An 18,442-nucleotide genomic window follows, 5' to 3' on the forward strand; every position below is an offset into this window, starting at 1 on the left:
TTCAACCGCGCGGCGCCTTGCGAGGCGCCGTTGCCTCGGTTGCCTCGGCCACTGCGCTGCCGCGCTTGCCCTTCGCGGCTGAGAGACGCCGCCAGAGCGTCGTCTTGCTGATGCCGAGCATCTCGCACGCGCGGTCGCGGTCGCCGTTACAGGCGTCGAGCGCAGCGCGGATTTCGTCGGCTTCGGTGTTGAGGCTGCGCTCGCGCAATGTGAGCGCGCCCTCTGCCGCAATCGCCGCAATCGCCGCCACCGCTGCGGCGCCGTTCGCCGCGCGGCGCGACTCGAACACCTCCGGCGCAATCGAGCGCAGCACGTCCGGCGTCAGCACGTCCTCTTCCGAATCGGCCAGCTCCACCACCATCCGTTCGACCACGTTCTGCAGCTCGCGCACGTTGCCAGGCCACGTGTGCTGCGCGAGCGCGTCGCTCACCAGTGCGAGCGTGCGCGCCGCGTCTTCGGGCGTGCGGATGCGCACGGCCACGCGCGGCTCGCGGCGCGAGGCCTGAAACAGCAGTTCGCTCGCCAGCAGCGCGATGTCGGCGCTGCGCTCGCGCAGCGGCGGAATGGCGAGATTGAGAATGTTCAGCCGATAGAAAAGGTCCGCGCGAAACTCGCCCGCCTCGATCTGCTCGGTGAGCGCGCGGTGCGTGGCGGCGACCACGCGCACGTCCACGCGCGTGGGTTCCGTTGCGCCAAGGCGCACCACCTCGCGCTCCTGCAGCACGCGCAATAGACGGCTTTGCAGCGGCAACGGCATCTCGCCGATTTCATCGAGAAAGAGCGTGCCGCGGTGCGCCGCCTCGATGAGCCCCACCTTGCCGCCGCGCCGCGCGCCCGTGAACGCGCCCTCCTCGTAGCCGAACAGCTCGCTTTCCAGCAGCGCCTCGGGAAACGCGCCGCAATTCATCGCGACGAACGGAAAATCGCGCCGCGGACTCTCGCGATGAATGCCCTGCGCGATCATCTCCTTGCCGGTGCCGCTCTCGCCGCGTATGAGCACGGTGGCGTCCGACTTCGCATAGCGCCGCGCAAGCTGGCGCACGCGCTCGATGCCAGGCGTTGCGCCGCTCAGGTCGTCCAGGCGATAGCGCGCGACGAACTGCTGCGTGCGCTGACGCGAGCGCAGCGTGCGGTCGAGCCGCTCCACCGCACGCGACTCCTGGAACGTGAGTACGGCGCCCGTCGTCACGCCGTTGTCGACGAGCGGTCCGCGATGCACGACATAGCTCACGCCACGCACGGTCTCGAGCGATTCGCCATCGGCTTCGGGCAGCGAGAAGGCAATGTCGGGCGCGAGCGCCGCGAGCGACTGCCCCGCCGCCGCCGCCGGATCGATGTCGAGCACGGCGGCGAGGCGCTGGTTGATCGCCTCCACGCGGCCGCGCGCGTCGAGCGCGACCACGCCATCGCGCAGATGCTGCAGCACGCTGTCGAGCCGCTGGCGACGCTGCGTCTCGCGCCAGGTGGCCTGCACGAGATCCAGCGCGGTGTCGAAGGCCGCGCGCACCGACGGCCGCGAGTAGACGAAAAACGGCACGAGCCCGAGCCGGGCCGCGAGATCGTTGACGAGGCCCGGCCCCACGACCGCGCCCACGCCGCGGTCGCGCAGGTCGAGTACGCAGGCTTCGGCGTCCTGGACCGTGCGGTATTGGCCGAACACGACGTCGATGCCGTAAGCGCTGGCAAAGCGGCGCACCTCCACGGGCGTCTCGCCATAGGTCACGAGCGCGACGAGATCGGCTTCGCGCCGCGCGCGGGCGAGCGCCTGCATGACGTCGAAGCCGGTGGGCTGCACGAGCACCACGGGCACGTCGATGCGCGCCTTCAGGTAGGTGCCGTTCGAGCCCGCCGCCACCACCACATCGGGCCGCTGGCTGGGCCCCGCTGCGGCGATTTCGGCCACGGCTTCCTCGAAACCGCGCGGCACCACGCGCAGGTCTGCGAGTTCGTCATATTCGCGGGCGATGTCGCGAAAGAGATCGCGCAGGCGGCTGATGCCCATGGCCCACACACGCGGGCGGATCGCGGAAGAAGCGGGAGCAGGAAAGCGGTTCATGATGTCCAACGATGTGTCCAACGGCGCGGTCCTGGCCGGTGTGGCCGGTGTGGCCGGTGTGGCCGATGGGGCCGATGGGGCCGCAAGCCGGCCGCCAGCCTGATTTCACATTATCGCGCGCTGATTTCATTTTTGAAATCTCGATTTCACCGAAGAAATCAGGGCCTGCAACGCGGCTTGGCGAATCCTACGCAAAATCAATGCGTTAGCCTTCTCTCGCAAAGCTGGCACGCTACCTGCAGTATGGGTCGGCGATTCAATTGGAGACATCACGCATGAACAACACTTCCCCCGCAAGCGCCGGCGCGCGATTCCGCGCAGCCGTGGCCACCGAACAACCGCTGCAGGTCGTCGGCGCCATCACCGCTTATGCGGCAAAGCTCGCGCAGGCGACCGGCTTCAAGGCCGTCTATCTCTCGGGCGGCGGCGTGGCCGCCAACTCGCTCGGCGTGCCGGACCTCGGCATCAGCACCATGGACGACGTGCTGATCGACGCCCGCCGCATTACCGACGCCGTGGACATTCCGCTGATGGTCGACATCGACACCGGCTGGGGCGGCGCCTTCAACATCGCGCGCACGATCAAGTCGTTCATCAAGGCGGGCGTGGCGGCCGTGCACCTGGAAGACCAGGTGGGCCAGAAGCGCTGCGGCCATCGCCCGAACAAGGAAGTCGTGGCGACTGGTGAGATGGTGGACCGCGTGAAGGCCGCCGTGGACGCGCGCACCGACGACCAGTTCGTCATCATGGCCCGCACCGACGCCGCCGCCGTGGAAGGCATCGACGCCGCGATCGAGCGCGCGGTGGCCTACGTGGAAGCGGGCGCGGACATGATCTTCCCCGAAGCGATGAAGACGCTCGACGACTACCGCCGCTTCCGCGCCGCCGTGAAGGTGCCGATTCTCGCCAACCTCACGGAATTCGGCTCGACGCCGTTCTTCACGACCGAAGAACTCAAGAGCGCGAACGTCGATATCGCGCTCTACTGCTGCGGCGCGTATCGTGCGATGAACGCCGCCGCGCTGAACTTCTACGAGACCGTCAAGCGCGACGGCACGCAAAAGGCCGCCGTCTCGACGATGCAGTCGCGCGATGACCTCTACAAGTACCTCGGCTATCACGCATACGAAGACAAGCTCGACGCGCTCTTTGCCGCGAAGAAGTAACGCTGGCCATACAGCCAATAGACACATAGAGAGGAAGACACCATGAGCGAAGCAGAAAACACCACGCAAGCCGCCGGCGGATTCAAGCCGAAGAAGTCCGTTGCGCTTTCGGGCGTGGCGGCGGGCAACACGGCGCTGTGCACCGTGGGCCGCACCGGCAACGACCTCCACTACCGCGGCTATGACATTCTCGATCTCGCGACCGCATGCGAATTCGAAGAAGTCGCGTACCTGCTCGTACACGGCAAGTTGCCGAACACCGCGGAACTCGCCGCGTACAAGGCGAAGCTCAAGGCGATGCGTGGCCTGCCGGCCAATGTGAAGACGGCACTGGAAGCCGTGCCCGCCTCCGCGCACCCGATGGACGTGATGCGCACCGGCGTCTCGATTCTCGGCACCGTGCTGCCCGAGAAGGACGACCACAACCTGCCGGGCGCGCGCGATATCGCCGACCGCCTGATGGCGTCGCTTGGCTCGATGCTGCTGTACTGGTATCACTTTTCGCACAACGGCAAGCGCATCGAAGTCGAAACCGACGACGACTCGATCGGCGGCCACTTCCTGCACCTGCTGCACGGCCGCGCGCCGTCGAAGTCGTGGGTCGACGCGATGCACGTGTCGCTCAACCTGTACGCCGAGCACGAGTTCAACGCCTCGACGTTCACGGGCCGCGTGATCGCGGGCACGGGCTCGGACATTTATTCGGCCATCACGGGCGCGATTGGCGCGCTGCGCGGTCCGAAGCACGGCGGCGCGAATGAAGTCGCGTTCGAGATCCAGTCGCGCTACGAGAACGCCGACGAAGCAGAAGCCGATATCCGCGCGCGCGTGGAAAAGAAGGAAGTCGTGATCGGCTTCGGCCACCCGGTGTACACGATCTCGGACCCGCGCAACAAGGTCATCAAGGAAATCGCCAAGAAGCTCTCGAAGGAGCAGTCGAACCTGAAGCTGTTCGACATCGCCGAGCGCCTCGAATCGACGATGTGGGAAGTCAAGAAGATGTTCCCGAACCTCGACTGGTTCAGCGCCGTGTCGTATCACATGATGGGCGTGCCGACCGCCATGTTCACGCCGATCTTCGTGATCGCGCGCACGGCTGGCTGGAGCGCGCACATCATCGAGCAGCGCATCGACAACAAGATCATCCGCCCGAGCGCGAATTACACGGGTCCGGAGAATCTGAAGTTCACGCCGATCAGCAAGCGCTGAATGAGGCACACCAGTCGCCCGGACGGACTATGACGTCCGCACGACTGGGAGACGGCGGCGCGCGCGTATAGAGTGAAGACATTCGCTCGAGGCGCGCGAGAGCCGCCGCCAACCCACTACATCTTTGGTCCCCAAGCCGTGAATACCGCCTACCGCAAGTCCCTCCCCGGCACCCGGCTCGATTACTTCGACGCGCGCGAAGCCGTCGAGGCCATCCAGCCCGGCGCCTACGACACGCTGCCGTACACCTCGCGCGTGCTCGCCGAAAACCTCGTGCGGCGCTGCGACCCGGCCACGCTCGTCGCTTCGCTCAAGCAGCTCATCGAGCGCAAGCGCGACCTCGACTTTCCGTGGTTCCCGGCGCGCGTGGTCTGCCACGACATCCTCGGGCAAACCGCGCTCGTCGATCTCGCGGGCCTGCGCGACGCCATTGCCGACCAGGGCGGTGACCCTGCCAAGGTGAATCCGGTCGTGCCGGTGCAGCTGATCGTCGACCACTCGCTCGCCGTGGAATGCGGCGGCTTCGATCCGGACGCGTTCAACAAGAACCGCGCGATCGAAGACCGTCGCAACGTCGACCGCTTCGACTTCATCAACTGGACGAAGAAGGCCTTCAAGAACGTCGACGTGATTCCGCCGGGCAACGGCATCATGCACCAGATCAATCTGGAAAAGATGTCGCCCGTGATCCAGACGCGCGACGGCGTGGCCTTCCCCGACACCTGCGTGGGCACCGACAGCCACACGCCGCATGTGGACGCGCTCGGTGTGATCGCCATCGGCGTGGGCGGCCTCGAGGCCGAAAACGTCATGCTTGGTCGCGCCTCGTGGATGCGCCTGCCCGATATCGTCGGCGTGGAACTCACGGGCAAGCGCCAGCCCGGCATCACCGCAACCGACATCGTGCTCGCCCTCACCGAGTTCCTGCGCAAGGAAAAGGTCGTCGGCGCGTACCTGGAGTTCCGTGGAGAAGGCGCGTCGAGCCTCACGCTCGGCGACCGCGCCACGATCTCCAACATGGCGCCCGAATACGGCGCTACGGCGGCGATGTTCTTCATCGACAACCAGACGCTCGACTATCTGCGCCTCACGGGCCGCGAAGAAGAGCAGGTCAAGCTCGTCGAAACCTACGCGAAGACGGCAGGCCTGTGGGCCGACACGCTCGCTCACTCGCAATACGAGCGCACGCTCACTTTCGATCTGTCGAGCGTGGAGCGCAACATGGCCGGCCCGTCGAACCCGCACAAGCGCCTGCCCACGTCCGCGCTCGCCGAGCGCGGCATTGCGGGCAAGTGGGAAGAAACGCCGGGCCAGATGCCCGACGGCGCAGTCATCATCGCCGCCATTACGAGCTGCACGAACACGAGCAATCCGCGCAACGTGATCGCGGCCGCCCTGCTCGCGCGCAATGCGAACGCGCGCGGCCTCACGCGCAAGCCGTGGGTGAAGAGCTCGCTCGCGCCGGGGTCGAAGGCGGTCGAGCTTTACCTTGAAGAAGCCAACCTGCTGCCGGATCTGGAAAAGCTGGGCTTTGGCATCGTCGCGTTTGCGTGCACCACGTGTAACGGCATGTCGGGCGCGCTCGACCCGAAGATCCAGCAGGAGATCATCGACCGCGACCTGTATGCCACCGCCGTGCTCTCGGGCAACCGCAACTTCGACGGGCGCATTCACCCGTACGCGAAGCAGGCGTTCCTCGCCTCGCCGCCGCTCGTCGTCGCGTATGCGATTGCGGGCACGATCCGCTTCGACATCGAACGCGATTCGCTCGGCACCGACAACGACGGCAAGCCGGTGTACCTCAAGGACCTCTGGCCGACCGACGAAGAGATCGACGCCATCGTCGCGAAGAGCGTGAAGCCCGAGCAATTCCGCAAGGTGTACGAACCGATGTTCGCGGTGACGGCGGCCAGCGGCGAAACGACCGACCCGCTCTACGACTGGCGCGCGCAAAGCACGTATATTCGCCGTCCGCCGTATTGGGAAGGCGCGCTGGCCGGTGAGCGCACGTTGAAGGGCCTGCGCCCGCTCGCCGTGCTTGGCGACAACATCACGACGGACCACCTCTCGCCTTCGAACGCCATCCTGGCGAACAGCGCAGCGGGCGAATACCTCGCGAAAATGGGCCTGCCCGAAGAGGACTTCAACTCGTACGCCACGCACCGCGGCGACCACCTCACGGCACAGCGCGCGACCTTCGCGAACCCCACGCTCATCAACGAGATGGCCGTGGTGGACGGCGCGGTCAAGAAGGGATCGCTCGCGCGCATCGAGCCGGAAGGCAAGGTCACGCGCATGTGGGAAGCGATTGAAACCTACATGGAACGCAAGCAGCCGCTCATCATCATCGCGGGCGCCGACTACGGCCAGGGTTCGTCGCGCGACTGGGCGGCCAAGGGCGTACGTCTCGCGGGCGTGGAAGTGATCGTCGCGGAAGGCTTCGAGCGTATTCACCGCACGAACCTGATCGGCATGGGCGTGCTGCCGCTGGAGTTCAAGGCGGGCACGAACCGCACGACGCTCGGCATCGACGGCACGGAAACCTATGACGTGATCGGCGCGCGCACGCCGCGAGCCGACCTTACACTCGTGATTCACCGCAAGAGCGGCGAGCGCGTGGAAGTGCCGGTCACCTGCCGGCTCGATACGGCCGAAGAAGTGTCGATCTACGACGCAGGCGGCGTGCTGCAGCGTTTCGCACAGGACTTCCTCGAGTCGTCGCAGGCAGCGGCATAAACGGGAAACGGGCGGCGCGGTGGTAACCGCAGTGGCACCCCCGCGCCGCCCTTCGTTTCAGGACAACACATGGCACACGTACCCCAGATCAAAATCTCCGCCACCTATATCCGCGGCGGCACCAGCAAAGGCGTGTTCTTCCGCCTTCAGGATCTGCCTGCTTCGGCGCAGCAGCCAGGCATTGCGCGCGACAAGCTGCTCATGCGCGTGATCGGCAGCCCCGACCCGTACGGCAAGCAGATCGACGGCATGGGCGGCGCCACCTCCAGCACGAGCAAGACCGTGATTGTGGCGAAGAGCAGCAAGCCCGGCCACGACGTGGACTACCTGTTCGGCCAGGTCGCCATCGACAAGGCCTTCGTGGACTGGAGCGGCAACTGCGGCAATCTCTCTGCCGCCGTGGGTCCGTTCGCGATCAGCGGCGGCCTCGTCGACCCGAGCCGCGTGCCCGATAACGGCGTGGCGACCGTGCGCATCTGGCAAGCCAACATCGGCAAGACGATCATCGCGCACGTGCCGATGACGAACGGCCACGTGCAGGAAACGGGCGACTTCGAACTGGACGGCGTGACCTTCCCCGCCGCCGAAGTGCAACTCGAATTCCTCGACCCGGCCGCCGAAGAAGAAGGCGCGGGCGGCTCGATGTTCCCCACCGGCAACCTCGTAGACGACCTCGAAGTGCCGGGCGTGGGCACGCTCAAGGCCACGATGATCAACGCAGGCATTCCGACGATCTTCGTGAACGCCGAAGCGATCGGCTACACGGGCACGGAATTGCAGGACGCGATCAACAGCGACGCAGAGGCGCTCAAGAAGTTCGAGACGATCCGCGCGCACGGCGCACTGCGCATGGGCCTCATCAAGCACCTCGACGAAATCGCCACGCGCCAGCACACGCCGAAAATCGCCTTCGTGGCGAAGCCTACGGGCTACACGGCGTCGAGCGGCAAGCGCGTGGAAGCTGGCGACGTCGATCTGCTGGTGCGCGCCATGTCGATGGGCAAGCTGCACCACGCCATGATGGGCACGGCAGCCGTGGCGATCGGCACGGCTGCGGCCGTTCCGGGCACGCTGGTGAATCTCGCGGCGGGCGGCGGCGAGCGCAGCGCGGTGCGCTTCGGGCACCCGTCGGGCACGCTGCGCGTGGGCGCGCAAGCGCGCCAGGAGAGCGGCGAATGGACGGTCACGAAGGCCATCATGAGCCGCAGCGCGCGCGTGCTGATGGAAGGCTGGGTGCGGGTGCCGGGAGACGCGTTTTAAGAGGCGGTATTAAGAAACGCGCTGTTTGCGGTGATGAAAAAACCGCCCTGACGCTGCGAGGTGTCAGGGCGGTTTTGTTTTAGCGCAGTGTTTTCCAACTTAACGACAGGACTGGCGTTGGACACATCAAAATCCGCGTCGTTTGATGGTCGGGCAGTAGAAACCCGGGCGCCCCACGCCGCGTTCAGCCCTGCATTCAGCCCTGCGGCGACGACGGCAAATACGGCATCGGATCCACGGGCTTCCCGTCACGGCGCACTTCGAACAGCACCGCCACGCGGTCGTTGTTCTCGCTGCCCATCTCGGCAATCTGCTGGCCCTGGTGGACCGTATCGCCGGTCTTCACGAGCAGACGCCGGTTATGCGAATACGCCGTGAGGAAGTCCTTGTTGTGCTGGACGATGATCAGGCTGCCGTACTCGTTCAGGCCCGTGCCCGCGTACATGACCTTGCCGTCGGCGGCGGCGATCACCGGGTCGCCGGCCTTGCCCGCAATCTCGATGCCGCGCGTCGTGCCCGCCGCGAACGGCTCGACCACGCGGCCATGCGCCGGCCACACGAGCGCGACGCTGCTCGCGTGGCGCGCCACCTCCGCGGCAACCTGGCGGTTTCCGGCCGAGTTCGCGGTGGAATTCGCCGCTGCGCCGCCAGCCTGCGGCGCGGCCACCTGAACGGTGATCGTCTGCTTCGACACCAGCTTGATCGACTGACCCGCGCGCAAGTGGCTGTTCGGCTTCAGGTGGTTCCAGGCGGTCAGATCCTTCACTGAAACGCTGTGCTTTTGTGCGATGCGCGCAAGCGTGTCGCCGCGGCGCACGCGTACGTACGTCGTTTTCGTGACGACGCGCGTCACGGGCGCACTTGCCGCCTGTTGCGAGTTGGCGCCGGCGGCCGTTGCATCCGAAGCCGGGCTCGCCGCTGCCGCCGTGTCGGGCTGCGGCTGTTGCGGTTGCTGCTGGTTCATGTCGGCACAGCCGCCCAGCAGGGCCGCCAGTCCCAACGCGGCCCAGAACCCTTTGAGACTGCGTTGACCGATACGATCGTCTTCGAACATTGTTCTCTCCTGCGGCACCTGCCGCCGTGCGATGCAGCGAGTGGCGCCTGGGACGGTCTGCTGCGTGTGCCGCGCTCCCGTATTCCTGGCGTTCCAGCTCGTCTGCGCCGGTCCGCTTCGATCTGCGTCTAAATCGACTGCATCCCGAGCGATAAACATTCAACGCACGCCATCGCCGCATTAACGAACGGGCGTGCCATCTCAAAATCGATCCGGCATTGTAAAGCGCAACTCCCCTGAATCAGCCCAGGGAGAACACTTTGAAACAACTCTTAAATACGCGAATTCTCGCCCCGCGAACCACGGTCAAAGGGCCAAAAGGGAGCGCTCACACCGGCGTCGGTGCGGCGTTTGCCGCGTCAGCACGGTCGTGCCCCTTCCCCTGCCTTATCGGCACATGCCCTGGAAACTTGAACGGCGCATGGGTCACGTCTGCTGAAAGGCATTTGAAATTACGGTAGTATCGGCGGCGTCAACGTAAACCCTGGTCTTAGGGGAACCCTTGCGCATTCTTCTGGTCTTTTCCTGCGCTTGTCGTGCAACCACCCTGGTGGATGCTTCACGGTTCCCTGCGCCTGACGCCCCGCGAACCTCGCCCGAATTCCTGAATTCCTGATTTTTCCAGGTAGGTACTTCCAGCATCTGCCCGCCCGGCCCGTCTGCATCACCGGCTGCCTCTTCGTCTGCCGTGTGCGCCCCACGCCGGCCCGGCCTGCTGCCCCAACATGTCAAAGTCATCCAATCGTCTAGTCGAACTCGATTTCTTCCGCGGCCTCGTCCTGCTCATCATCGTCGTCGATCACATCGGCGGCAGCATCGTCTCGCGCGTCACGCTGCACGCCTACGCGCTATGCGACGCGGCCGAGGTGTTCGTCTTCCTCGGCGGCTTCGCCACCGCCACGGCGTGGGCCACACTCTGCGCGCGCCGCACCGAAGCCGCGGCACGGCAGCGCTTCATCAAGCGCGCATTCGAGATCTACCGTGCGTTCGTCGTGACGGCGCTCTTGATGCTGCTCGTCACCGCGATTCTCGTTGCCTGCAACGTGGATGCGCCCAACCTCGCCACCACGGACCTCGACGATCTCACGCTCGCGCCTGCCGCCGCGTTGCGCGACATCGTGCTGCTGCGCCGCCAGCCCTATCTGGCCGGGGTGCTGCCGATGTACGCGTGCTTCGCCCTCGCTGCGCCGCTCGCGCTGCCGCTCGCGCGCACGCGGCCGTGGCTGCTGCTGGCCGTGAGCCTCGTGCTCTGGGGCGCAGCACCCCATCTCGCGCCGTGGTTGCCGCACGTCGAAGACGTGCAATGGGACTTCAACCCGTTCGCCTGGCAGCTGATGTTCGTGCTCGGCGTGATCGCGCAGGCGCAACCCGTGTTCCAGCGGGTGAGCGCACACCGTTTCGGCGTGGTCGTCACGCTCGCCGCGCTTGCCGTCGTGGCGGGCGCCGCAATCTATCGCCTGCAGCTTGGCAACGTCGCGCTCGACGCCGACTTCAAGCGCAACCTCGCGTGGTTCCGCGCGCTCAACTTCCTCGGCATCGCGTGGCTCACGGCGCATGTCATCCGGCTCGGCTGGGCGAAGCGCGTGGCGCATGCGCTGCCGTGGGTGGGACTCGTCGGCCAAAAGGGGATGCTCTCGTTCGTGGCCGGCGCCGTGATTTCGCTCACGGTCGACTCGGTGCTCTACTGGTACACCGACGGCTATCTGAACGTGCCGCTCGGCCTGTGCGCCGACGCAATCGCGATCACCGCGCTGCTGCTCGTCGCGCGTGCGTCCGACCCGCTCAAGCGTCTGCTGCCTTCGCGCGCCAAAGCTTCCGCCTGAAACGACACGGCTCGCCGCCAGCGAGCGGCGCGCCGGCTCGCCGATCACGGCTTCCGGCGCGCGCGGGCGGCTGCTAGCATGATGACCCCGCGCCGCCGGCGCGCCACCGCCCTCGACGTCCCTGCCATGCGCAGACTCCTTCGCACCGCGCTGCTCCCCCTCGCACTCTCATGCGCGGCATTCGTCACGCCGGCGGCGCCCGCCGCGGCGAGCACGATCTCGGTCCGCACGTTCCACTCGGCGGCGCTCGAGCGCGACTGGCCCTACGTGGTGTATCTGCCGAACGGCTATCGCGCCGACCAGCGCCGCTACCCGGTCCTCTATCTCCTGCATGGCAACAACGGCGAGCCCATGGACTGGGTTACGCAAGGCCAGCTGCAGACCACCGCCGACACGCTGATCGCCCGTCACGAGATCCCGCCCGTGGTGATCGTGATGCCGCAGGGCGGCACCGACTGGTACGTCGACCGCAAGGAAAAGATGGAGACGGCGTTCTTCCAGGACCTGATGCCCGAGATCGAGTCGCACTTCGCGGTGGACGATACGCGCGAGGGGCGTGCGATCGGCGGTGTGTCGATGGGCGGGTTCGGCGCACTGCGCTACACGCTCGAGCACCCCGACATGTTCTGCGGCGCGCTGCTGCTTTCGCCGGCGGTCTATGCGAGCGACCCGCCGCCCAGTTCGGCGGCGCGTCATGTGGGCGTGTTCGGCGAGCATCAGTTCGACGTGCAGATCTGGCGCACGCTCAACTATCCGGCGCTCTGGAAGGCGTATTTCGCGCGGCCCTGGCGCGTGCCGTTCTTCATCGCCGCCGGCGACGACGACCTCGTGATCCAGGCCGAGTCGTCGCTGCTCTACACGCGGCTGCGCGAGGCGGGCAATACGGCGGCGCTGCGCATCGTGGACGGCGGCCATGTGTGGCCGGTGTGGCGCGAACTGCTGCCGGCCGCGCTCAAGTACACGCTCGCCTGTTTCCGCTGAGCGAGGCGCGCGGGGCGCCTCGTAGACGGAGCATGGATCACTCCGCCCAGTTCACCCAAAGCACCATCAGCACGGTCATGAGCGCCGGGCCGATGAAGATGCCGATCAGGCCAAAGGTCGTCGCCCCACCCAGAATGCCGAACAGCACGAGCAGAAACGGCAGGCGCGTGGAATTGCCGATCAGCACGGGCCGCACGAAATGCTCGGCGACGAACACCACCACGAATCCCCAGACCGCGAGCGCGGCTGCGGCGATCAACGAACCCTGAATAACGAGCCACAGCGCCGCGCCGCAGAACACGATGGGCGCGCAAAACGGCAGCATGGCCGCGATGGCCGTCACGGTGCCGAGCAGCGCCGCATGGGGCACGCCGGTCGCGATATAGGCGGCGGCCAGCAGCACGCCCTCGCCGAGGCCCACGACCACGAGCCCCGTGACCGTGGCACGCACGGCGGCGGCCATGCGCTGCAGCAGCTGCGCGCCGTCGCTGCCGAAGGCGCGCCGCGCACCGCGCATCACCGTGGCTGAAAGACGCGGGCCCGCCCGGAACATCACGAACAGCGTGACGAGCATGAAGCCGAACGTCATCGTCGCGTGAGCGGCGCGCGCGCCGAAGTGACGGCCGAACGAGGCAATCGTCTCGCCGTGCAGGCTCTTCATGGCCGGAGAAGCCTTGAGCGGCTGGGTGAGATTGGCCTGCCACCAGTCGCTCACCTGGCGGCTGCCCACCGGCAGATGCGCAACGAAATCGGGCACCGGCACGCCGTTCTCCTGGGCGTCGTGCAGCCAGAGGTACAGTTCGTGGGCCTCGCCGCCTGCCTGAATGGCCGTGACGGCGATTGGCAGGACCACGAGCAGGCCGATCGCGGCCGTGAGCAGCGTGGCGATCAGCGTCTTGCGGCCCTTGAACCAGGCGCGGCGCTCGATCGCCTGATAGGCGGGCCACAGAACGATGGCAAAGACGCTCGCCCAGGCCACGGCGGGCACGAACTCGCGCACGATCCACAGCGCCAGCAGCACGAGCGTGGCGTACAGCACCGCGGAAGCGGCGCGCTGGATTTTCTGCTCGTTTGCGGAGTTCGGAGCAGGCGGACGATGAATCATGTAACCTCGTGAAAATTCAAAAACAGGTGCTCGGGTTTTATGGCGGCGCAACCGCGGTATTGCAAGTCAACGCGGTGCAGCAAGTCAATCGAACCGGGCCGGTCTTCCCTCAGATTCATCTCCGCCCCAGCCGTTCCGTCCCCAACCTGGAACGCCCTCCAGGCGCCCGTTTTCGGGCCACTCGATGTCGCGTTACGTACAACAGTGCGTTGCACAAATTCGAGATGTCGACCCTAATCCGCCGCAAACCCCCATTCCTTCGTTAATCGCAACGTGTCGCAGGCCGATTGTTGCTAATAATGGAATGGTGTTTCAACGGCGACAGAATGGCACTTGTCGGCGCGCAGGAATACATTCGCGGCACCACACTTACGGAGCCGACAATGAAGAAAAAAGCGTGCCTCTCGCTTGACGGAGCCAACGGTGAGCGTATCGAGATACTCGAGCAGACGGATACGGCGTTGGTAATCCGCTGGGTCGAACCCGGGCGCTGCCATTATGGCGAACAGCGCTGGCGCCGCCGCTCGGCGCATTCTTCGGGCACCTGCGCCGTGTCGCGCCGCAAGATCCGCCGCGGCGACGCCGTGTTCAAGCCGGCCGAACGCCCCGCCCCGCTCAATGCCTCCGTCATGATCGCTGCCGAAGTGTTCGGCGACCTCATCGGCGCGGAACTGCCGAAGTAAGCGCGGCGACGCTGCCTGAGCGCCTTCAACGTGGTGCGCGAGGCGCGAGCGAAATCGCCCGAGCGGCGTGGCGCGGCGCAAAGCCCGCCGATGCAGCGCACAATGCCGCCACCCGCGCGAGCACATCGGCGTCGAAAGCCGCCGCGCGCGGGCCCGAGCGGTCCACGTGCAAGAGCAACTGCTCGCTCGCCGAAACGGGCGAGGCCTGCGCATCGTCGATTTCCCCCGCGAACATCTCCAGATACAGCCGCACGCGTTTCGCGTCGTGCTCGATCACCCGCACGTCGACGCGCACCGGTGTGCCCTCCTTGATCTCGCGGAAATAGTTCAGGTGCGCTTCCAGCGTGTACATCGACCGGCCGCGCGCATCCCGCACAGCCGCATCGAGCCCGATGGCGTCGAGCAGCGCGTCGGTCGCGTAGCTGTAGATCAGCATGTAGAACGCGTCGCGCAGGTGGCCGTTGTAATCGACCCACTCCGCGCGCACCGTGTCGCGGTAGACCACGAGCGCCGTTTCGTTCGTCATCCAGTCTCCTCTCCCATCTACACATGCGGTGCCCGCGTGCAGGCGGGAGCAGTGTAACCGCAGACCGCGCTCGCCGCCGCGACGCCGGCATGCTCCGGCGCTGCCGCATGCGCGCTCGCGTCGCCGTGCACGCCTCGCGCCGCTGCGGTAAGGTTGAACGGTCGCGGCACAGCCGCCGCAATCCGAACGCAAACCCAACGCCCTTCAACCGGCGCCGCCCGCGCGGCGCTTCGCGAGGCCAAGGCCATGGCAGAAAACACGCCCCCGCTTCCGTTTCCCCCGCAGCAGTTCTCGCTCGACGTGATGCTCGAGAAGTACGCCAAAGGCGACGAGCAAACCGCCGACGACATCTACCGCCGCGTCGCACGCGGCGTCGCGGCGGTCGAGCCGCCCGCGCTGCGCGCCGAGATCGAGGCGCGTTTCGTCGACAACCTGCGCCACGGCGCGCTCGGCGCGGGGCGCATCATGAGCGCGGCGGGCGCCGGCATCGAAGCCACGTTGATCAACTGCTTCGTGCAACCGGTGGGCGACAGCATCCAGGGCGTGGACGACGAAGGCCGCCCCGGCATCTATGTCGCGCTGCTGCAGGCCGCCGAAACCATGCGGCGCGGCGGCGGCGTGGGCTACAACTTTTCGGCAATCCGGCCGCGCGGCGCACACGTGAAGTCGACGGGATCGAGCGCATCGGGCCCGTGCAGCTACATCGACGTGTTCGACGCCTCGTGCCGCACCGTGGAGAGCGCGGGCGCGCGGCGCGGCGCGCAGATGGCCGTGCTCGACTGCGATCACCCCGACCTGCCCGAATTCATCGAGGCCAAGCACTCGAAGGGGCGCTGGAACAACTTCAACGTCTCGGTCGCGGTGACCGACGAATTCATGCGCGCCGTGGAAAACGACGCGCCCTGGCAACTCGTGCATCGCGCCGAGCCCTCGCCCGCGCTGCGCGCTTCGGGCGACCTGCGGCGCCGCGACGACGGCCTGTGGGTCTACGCCGAAACGCGCGCCCGCTCGCTCTGGGACGCGATCATGCGCTCGACCTACGACGTGGCCGAGCCTGGCGTGGTGTTCATTTCGCGCATGAACGAGGACAACAATCTGCGCGCGCTCGAAAGCATCCGCGCGACCAACCCGTGCGGCGAGCAGCCGCTGCCCGCCTATGGCTGCTGCAACCTCGGGCCGCTCGACCTCACGCGCTTCGTGACCGAACCGTTCGCACAAATGCGCGGCGGCAAGGCGGATTTCGACTGGGATCAGCTCGCCGAACGCACGCGCATCCAGGTGCGCTTTCTCGACGACGTGCTCGACGCCACGCTCTGGCCGCTGCACGAGCAGCAGGCCGAAGCGGCGGCCAAGCGGCGCATTGGCGTGGGCTTCACAGGACTCGGCGACACGCTCGTGATGCTCGGCATCCGCTACAACTCGCCCGAAGGCTGCGCATTCGGTGCGCGCGTGGGACGCACGATGCGCGACGCCGCCTACCGCGCGTCGGTCGAACTCGCGCAAGAGCGCGGCGCTTTCCCGCTTTTCGACGCGAAAACGTACCTCGACGAAGGCACTTTCGCCTCGCGCCTGCCCGACGACCTCAAGGCCGAGATCCGCGTGCACGGCATCCGCAACAGCCATCTGCTTTCCATCGCGCCCACGGGCACGGTGAGCCTCGCGTTCGCCGACAATGTCTCGAACGGCATCGAGCCCGCGTTCTCATGGACCTACCAGCGCACGCGCCGCATGGCCGACGGCAGCCGCGAAACGTTCAACGTCGAAGACCACGCGTGGCGCGTGTACCGCGAACTGGGCGGCGACGTGAACGCCCTGCCCGCGTATTTCGTGAGCGCGCTGGAAATGAGCGCGCAGGAACACATTGCGATGATGGCGGCCGTGCAGCCGTACGTCGACACGTCGATCTCCAAGACCGTCAACGTGCCGGCGGATTATCCGTTCGAGGACTTCGAGAACCTCTATCTCGACGCATGGCGGCGCGGCCTGAAGGGTCTCGCGACCTACCGGCCCAACGAGACGCTTGGCGCGGTGCTGCAAACACTGCCGCCCGAAGCGGCGGCAACCGCCGACGACGCGCTCGGCGACGCCCTGCTCGACCCGCTGCGCGTTGCGATCGACCATCGGCCCAAGGGCGAGCTGCCCGCCGTGATCGAGAAAATCGAGTACATCACGCAGACGGGCAAGGTGTCGCTCTACGTCGCGGTGTCGTTCCTCGAAGTGACAGGCCACGTGGGCGGCGAAGCGGTGACAATCGAGCGGCCTATCGAATTCTTCATCCCCGTGGGCCAGCGCGACGAGCAGCAGCAATGGATTACCGCAACCATGCGTTCGCTCTCGCTCGCGGCGCGCGGCGGCTTTGTCGCGCGCAACCTGCAGGACTTGCGCAAGGTCTCGTGGGACCGCGGCCAGGTGCGCTATGGCGAAACGCAGCGCCTCGACGGGCGGCGCATTCCGCTGTGGCACGACTCCGAGGTCGCGGCCATTGCCTACGCAATCCAGCAGATCCTGCACCGGCGCGGCTTTCTCGATGCCGAAGGCCGGCAAGTGCCGTCACGGCTGCTCGCGCAGCGGCGCGACGGCGCGCTGGCCGCGCAATTCACCGGCAACGCGCGGGCTGGTGCTGAGCAGCCCGGCGACCAGGTGCTCGATGGCGACAATGCGCTGCCGGCCGATGCGCAGCACGCGTTCGCCCATGCAATGCTCGGCCGCAAGTGCGGCTCGTGCGGGGCGAATGCGGTGATCCGCAAGGATGGCTGCGACTTCTGTACGGCGTGCGGAGAGATTGGGACTTGCGGTTGAGGTCTCGCGCTCAAGCCCGGGGCGGCGCGGCGGCCGCCCTGTGTGCTTTCCTCCCCTCAAGATACCCCGCAAACCCCTGCGCCAGCGCATTGGCCTCCCCGCTGCGCACGAGTCGTAGCACCTGCGATTCATAAGGATTGCTTTCCAACGGCCGGAACACCACACGCCCGCCGCCCGTCGCCCCAAGCGCAGCGGGGACGAGCGCGACGCCCATGCCGAACTCCACCATCGTGACGACGGTTTGCCAGAGCCGCGCTTCGTGGCGAATCTGCGGACTGAATCCAGCCTCTACGCAGGTCGCGATGATCTGATCGTGATAATGCGGCGACACCGAGCGCGGAAACAGAATGAACGGTTCGCGCGCGAGCGTGCCGAGTTCGATACGCCGCCTGCGCGCAAGCGCGTGCCCTTCCGGCAGGCAGCAAAGAAACGGCTCGGAAAACAGCACCTCCGACTGCACCTCGGCAGGAAAGCGCCCCCAATGCGCGAAACCCAGATCGATCTGCAAGCGCTGCAGCGCCTGCACCTGCTCGGCCGTGTTCATCTCGCGCAGCACCACTTCCACGGCAGGATGATCGGCCTCGAAACGCCGCACCGCCTCCGGCAACCCGCGATACAGCATCGAATTGACGAAACCGACGCGCAGCCGCCCCGCCAGCCCGTGCGCGGAGCGCGCCGCGATGCGCCGCACTTCGTCGGCCTGCTCCAGCAGCCGGCGCGCCTCTTCGAGCAGCACGTTGCCCGCGTTGGTCAGCGCGACGGCCTTGTTGGTGCGTTCGAGCAACTGCACGCCTAGCTGTTCCTCGAACTTGCGGATATCGAAGCTCAGCGCCGGCTGCGAGATGAAGAGCCGGCGCGCCGCGCGCCCGAAGTGCAGCTCTTCCGCAACAGCCACGAAATAGCGCAGTTGCTTGAGTTCCATGGCGGGCTCCTTCGGCGTTTCATCGATAGATGGCGCTTATCGTACATGACATCGGTTGTATTGGACCGTTATCGAAGCCGCGCCTAAGCTACGCCGAATCACATAGCAAAACAGCACGGAGA

13 protein-coding genes are annotated in these 18,442 nt (G+C 66.5%); 8 read left to right on the top strand and 5 right to left on the bottom strand.

The features are described 5' to 3' along the window. Position 1 precedes the first annotated feature (1 nt). Positions 2-2,056 carry a propionate catabolism operon regulatory protein PrpR gene (prpR, locus tag U5A52_RS18755; protein ID WP_321935822.1) on the bottom strand — a complete coding sequence of 685 codons (2,055 nt, stop codon included), beginning with the start codon at positions 2,054-2,056 and terminating at the stop codon, positions 2-4. A gap of 275 nt (positions 2,057-2,331) precedes the next feature. Between prpR and prpB the strand changes: the two genes are divergently transcribed. The 4 genes from prpB (at position 2,332) to prpF (ending at position 8,427) form a co-directional block, all read left to right on the top strand. Next, complete coding sequence (gene prpB, locus U5A52_RS18760; protein ID WP_321910468.1) at positions 2,332-3,222, top strand: methylisocitrate lyase; 891 nt, start codon at positions 2,332-2,334, stop codon at positions 3,220-3,222. A gap of 42 nt (positions 3,223-3,264) precedes the next feature. After that, entirely contained in the window at positions 3,265-4,431 is a 1,167-nt protein-coding gene (gene prpC, locus U5A52_RS18765) for a 2-methylcitrate synthase (protein ID WP_321910466.1), read from the top strand. A gap of 138 nt (positions 4,432-4,569) precedes the next feature. Then, a complete protein-coding gene (acnD, locus tag U5A52_RS18770) occupies positions 4,570-7,167 on the top strand; it encodes a Fe/S-dependent 2-methylisocitrate dehydratase AcnD (RefSeq protein ID WP_321935773.1) in 2,598 nt (865 codons plus the stop codon). Positions 7,168-7,236: 69 nt separating this feature from the next. Continuing rightward, positions 7,237-8,427, top strand: coding sequence for a 2-methylaconitate cis-trans isomerase PrpF (gene prpF, locus U5A52_RS18775; RefSeq protein ID WP_321935774.1), 1,191 nt, complete (start codon positions 7,237-7,239; stop codon positions 8,425-8,427). Positions 8,428-8,623: 196 nt separating this feature from the next. On the opposite strand, the gene U5A52_RS18780 is transcribed toward prpF, so the two are convergent. Then, positions 8,624-9,481 (bottom strand): peptidoglycan DD-metalloendopeptidase family protein, encoded by an 858-nt coding sequence (locus tag U5A52_RS18780; protein ID WP_321910461.1) that lies wholly within the window; start codon positions 9,479-9,481, stop codon positions 8,624-8,626. A gap of 725 nt (positions 9,482-10,206) precedes the next feature. Between U5A52_RS18780 and U5A52_RS18785 the strand changes: the two genes are divergently transcribed. Both U5A52_RS18785 and U5A52_RS18790 read left to right on the top strand, forming a co-directional pair. Further along, positions 10,207-11,304 carry an OpgC domain-containing protein gene (locus U5A52_RS18785; protein WP_321910459.1) on the top strand — a complete coding sequence of 366 codons (1,098 nt, stop codon included), beginning with the start codon at positions 10,207-10,209 and terminating at the stop codon, positions 11,302-11,304. 126 nt (positions 11,305-11,430) lie between these two features. Continuing rightward, a complete protein-coding gene (locus U5A52_RS18790; RefSeq protein ID WP_321935775.1) occupies positions 11,431-12,285 on the top strand; it encodes an alpha/beta hydrolase in 855 nt (284 codons plus the stop codon). A 37-nt stretch (positions 12,286-12,322) separates the two neighbouring features. Here the strand turns inward: U5A52_RS18790 and U5A52_RS18795 are convergent, their stop codons facing one another. Beyond that, positions 12,323-13,390 carry an AI-2E family transporter gene (locus U5A52_RS18795; RefSeq protein WP_321910455.1) on the bottom strand — a complete coding sequence of 356 codons (1,068 nt, stop codon included), beginning with the start codon at positions 13,388-13,390 and terminating at the stop codon, positions 12,323-12,325. Positions 13,391-13,773: 383 nt separating this feature from the next. On the opposite strand from U5A52_RS18795, the gene U5A52_RS18800 reads away from it, so the two are divergent. Next, positions 13,774-14,073, top strand: a complete 300-nt coding sequence (locus U5A52_RS18800) for a DUF3331 domain-containing protein (protein ID WP_158759490.1) — start codon at positions 13,774-13,776, stop codon at positions 14,071-14,073. A 25-nt stretch (positions 14,074-14,098) separates the two neighbouring features. Here the strand turns inward: U5A52_RS18800 and U5A52_RS18805 are convergent, their stop codons facing one another. Continuing rightward, positions 14,099-14,599, bottom strand: a complete 501-nt coding sequence (locus U5A52_RS18805) for a thioesterase family protein (RefSeq protein WP_321935776.1) — start codon at positions 14,597-14,599, stop codon at positions 14,099-14,101. Positions 14,600-14,845: 246 nt separating this feature from the next. On the opposite strand from U5A52_RS18805, the gene U5A52_RS18810 reads away from it, so the two are divergent. Next, positions 14,846-17,398 carry an adenosylcobalamin-dependent ribonucleoside-diphosphate reductase gene (locus U5A52_RS18810; protein ID WP_321935777.1) on the top strand — a complete coding sequence of 851 codons (2,553 nt, stop codon included), beginning with the start codon at positions 14,846-14,848 and terminating at the stop codon, positions 17,396-17,398. Positions 17,399-17,408: 10 nt separating this feature from the next. Here the strand turns inward: U5A52_RS18810 and U5A52_RS18815 are convergent, their stop codons facing one another. Further along, positions 17,409-18,320, bottom strand: a complete 912-nt coding sequence (locus U5A52_RS18815) for a LysR family transcriptional regulator (RefSeq protein ID WP_321910448.1) — start codon at positions 18,318-18,320, stop codon at positions 17,409-17,411. Positions 18,321-18,442 lie beyond the last annotated feature (122 nt).

This window comes from Paraburkholderia sp. J8-2 (assembly GCF_905220195.1).
In the GTDB taxonomy this organism is placed as follows: Bacteria; Pseudomonadota; Gammaproteobacteria; order Burkholderiales; family Burkholderiaceae; genus Paraburkholderia.